General features: G+C 33.1%; 3 protein-coding genes. 1 reads left to right on the top strand and 2 read right to left on the bottom strand.

Going from position 1 to position 2,707, the window contains the following annotated elements; genetic code table 11:
- Together QZV03_RS11245 and QZV03_RS11240 are read right to left on the bottom strand one after the other, a co-directional pair.
- On the bottom strand, positions 1-1,035 hold a 1,035-nt coding region (locus QZV03_RS11245), incomplete at its 3' end, for a hypothetical protein (protein ID WP_296876823.1).
- On the bottom strand, positions 1,022-1,387 hold the full coding sequence (locus QZV03_RS11240) for a hypothetical protein (protein ID WP_296876822.1): 366 nt from the start codon (positions 1,385-1,387) through the stop codon (positions 1,022-1,024). The genes QZV03_RS11240 and QZV03_RS11245, both read right to left, overlap by 14 nt.
- 775 nt (positions 1,388-2,162) lie before the next feature.
- Here QZV03_RS11240 and QZV03_RS11235 point away from each other — a divergent pair.
- Positions 2,163-2,707 (top strand): carboxypeptidase-like regulatory domain-containing protein (locus QZV03_RS11235; protein WP_296876820.1); only part of this gene is annotated, 545 nt, incomplete at its 3' end.

Raw genomic sequence — 2,707 nt, 5'->3', positions numbered from 1 at the left:
TTCTGCAATACCAGTGTAGGTAACTATAGCCTTGTTGTCTTGGTATAGAATTTCATTTGCTAAACTACCTTTGGTATCATCTGCATTAGTGAATTTTACAGGAACTTCTGCCATAGTGCCTGTTACGTCACCGGTAGTGGTTCCATCAGTGTATTTGCTGAAGTCTGCAGTTATTGTGATTGAATCATCAGTAGCTACAGTATCTGCACTTGCACTAGCAGACATGATTACCCAATTTGATGCAGTTACATTATCGAGTAATACACTTGGGTTGTCATTGGTACCGTAGAAGTTGTAATTTGCATTTACTTCTGCTTGTTTATTGTTTCCGATAGCATATTGGCCTTCAGGTAAGTCAAATGCACAGTTTTCTACAGTTGTAGGAGCTGCTGAAACCCAAATGTCATAGGTAGCTTTGTTATTGTAGAATGAACAGGATTTTACTGTAGTTGAACCTGTTGCAGTTGTAGTGGATCCATAGATAATACCTTTACAGTTGGAATACATTAAATCCATATTGGTAAATGTACATCCTGTGATGGTCATGGTTCCTCTATTGTCAATAACACCATTTGTATTTCCATCAAAACCATCAAAGATACAGTCATTTATATATCCTGTTGCAGTACCTGAATTCAAGTATATGATAGCTCTTAAGTAAGTGCCTGAACCGATATTGGTAAAATTAGAGTTCTTGACAGTTACAACTGAATTTCCTAAAATACTGATATAGTTATTGTTAGCACTGGTAGTTCCATTCAAGTCCTTGAATACACAATTATCCACTGTTCCTATGGAATCTGATTGGAATCTTACAAGACCATATCTTCCACCAGCACAGTCTCTAAATGTACAGTCAGTAACTCTTACATCCGCAGGACCTAAGACATTTATCATAGGGTTGCTTGATCCAACATCCGCAGATGTGAATGTCAATCCTTTAATGGTTATGACTGCTGTATTTGGTGTATCATAGGACACAGAAAAGGTAGATGCTGTTTGCTTATTGATTATAGCACCTTCAGCACGCACCAATATTTATTGTAGAACCATCACCAGCAAGTTCATAACCTTTGGCAATAGTTGCTACAGCGTTCTCTTCACTTAATCCATCATTAGAATCATCACCAGTTTTTGAAACGTAAATGGTTGATGCACCGTCCTTTAAGGGAGCGGGTTCTAATGATTTATCATCGGAATCATCCACACCTGCTTGAATGGAATCAGATATAGAATCATCCGTTTCGAGACTAACTTCATTTATAGCATTATCATTAATGGCAGCAACATCATCTATTGCCATATCATCGCTTGCTGCAGAGACAGATGAGACTGCCATTGTCGCAACACAGAATAATACTAATAAAATAAGAAAAGTTCTTTTCATTTTCAAAGTTTCACCTCAATAAATGCGAAATAAGGAAATGACTAAGAAAAGTAGGATCCGTGTTTAAAATATATGAATAAAAAGACTTTTATTGCTTAAAGAATTCCTTAAAGGATATTAAGGGGATATACTTAAAGGAACAATCTTTAAACTTTGTTTTAAAAGATAAGGATTGATTAAACAAATTTTAGCTTTTAAAAACATATATTCTAGGAAAAATAATAGTTGTAATTAATAAATTCAGTTCGATAGTTTTAATAAATTTTTTTAATTATATAGTTTTAGGGTAATTTCTTAAATCCTAGATTTCTTAGCACTGCCTTACATAAAGTATATTTGAAAAATAATCCAATGTACTTTATGATTTATATATATAGTATTAATTATATATAAAATTTGTTAAATGAATTTTATAAATTATAAAATATGTTGAATTTTTTTATGAATTTTTGAAAAAAATAGTCGTTGAAAATTAGATGAAAGTGTAAAAAAAGTTTGTAAAAATAGGCATTTTAAAAGTTTTGTTCAATTTTTTTAAATAGAGCAGCATAATCACAACTGATTACACCGCCCTTAACATGATTTGATAACTAAAGTGATATGTTTTCTAATTCGGATATTAGATTATATCACAAGATATGATTTATAGAAAGTGCTTAAAATAATTTATGATGAATCCAAAGTTCAAGTGGTTGATTGAAAAATAGAAAAGAATAAAATAAGAGTGCCATAATAATATTAATTAACTAAAATTAAAATTCAATTGGGGGTTAATATGAATTCAAGAGATATAATAATCATATGCACTACAGTAATCATTCTTCTTGCAATTGGAATATTCCTCATGGCAAATCCATTTGGAAGTGGAGAGACTGCAATTTTAACTATGGAAAGCAGCCAAAGCCTTACTGAAGGTGACAGCCTGATACTAAAGCTTTCAGATGAGAACAAAACTCCAATAGCAGGCCAAAGGATTGAGATAAACCTCACTCATGGAAGCAATGGAATCACTGAAAACTTCACTCTCAAGACAAATGAAAATGGAGAGTGCAGATTAGAAGACCTGATTGCAGACAACTTTACATTAAGCGCTAAGTATAATGGAAACAAGAACTACAAGCAAGCTACACTTAGCGGAAACATCTATGTGAAGAAGAAAGCAAGCGCAAGCAACAATGACAAATACAAAACAGACAATAAGGTGGATGATGTCATTGACGGCTGGGATCCAAAAGAGCATGAGGTTTCAAGAGAAGACCTTGGTGATGGAACATATAGAATAACCTACGATGACGGATACTTTAGAATCGTGGATGAAGA

Source organism: uncultured Methanobrevibacter sp. (assembly GCF_902788255.1).
GTDB lineage: Archaea > Methanobacteriota > Methanobacteria > Methanobacteriales > Methanobacteriaceae > Methanocatella.
This window is presented reverse-complemented; position numbering and strand designations above follow the sequence as displayed.

Excerpts from the sequence above, each read along its gene's own strand:
- QZV03_RS11240 (WP_296876822.1), bottom strand. The coding sequence starts at position 1,387 with ATGAAAAGAACTTTTCTTATTTTATTAGTATTATTCTGTGTTGCGACA.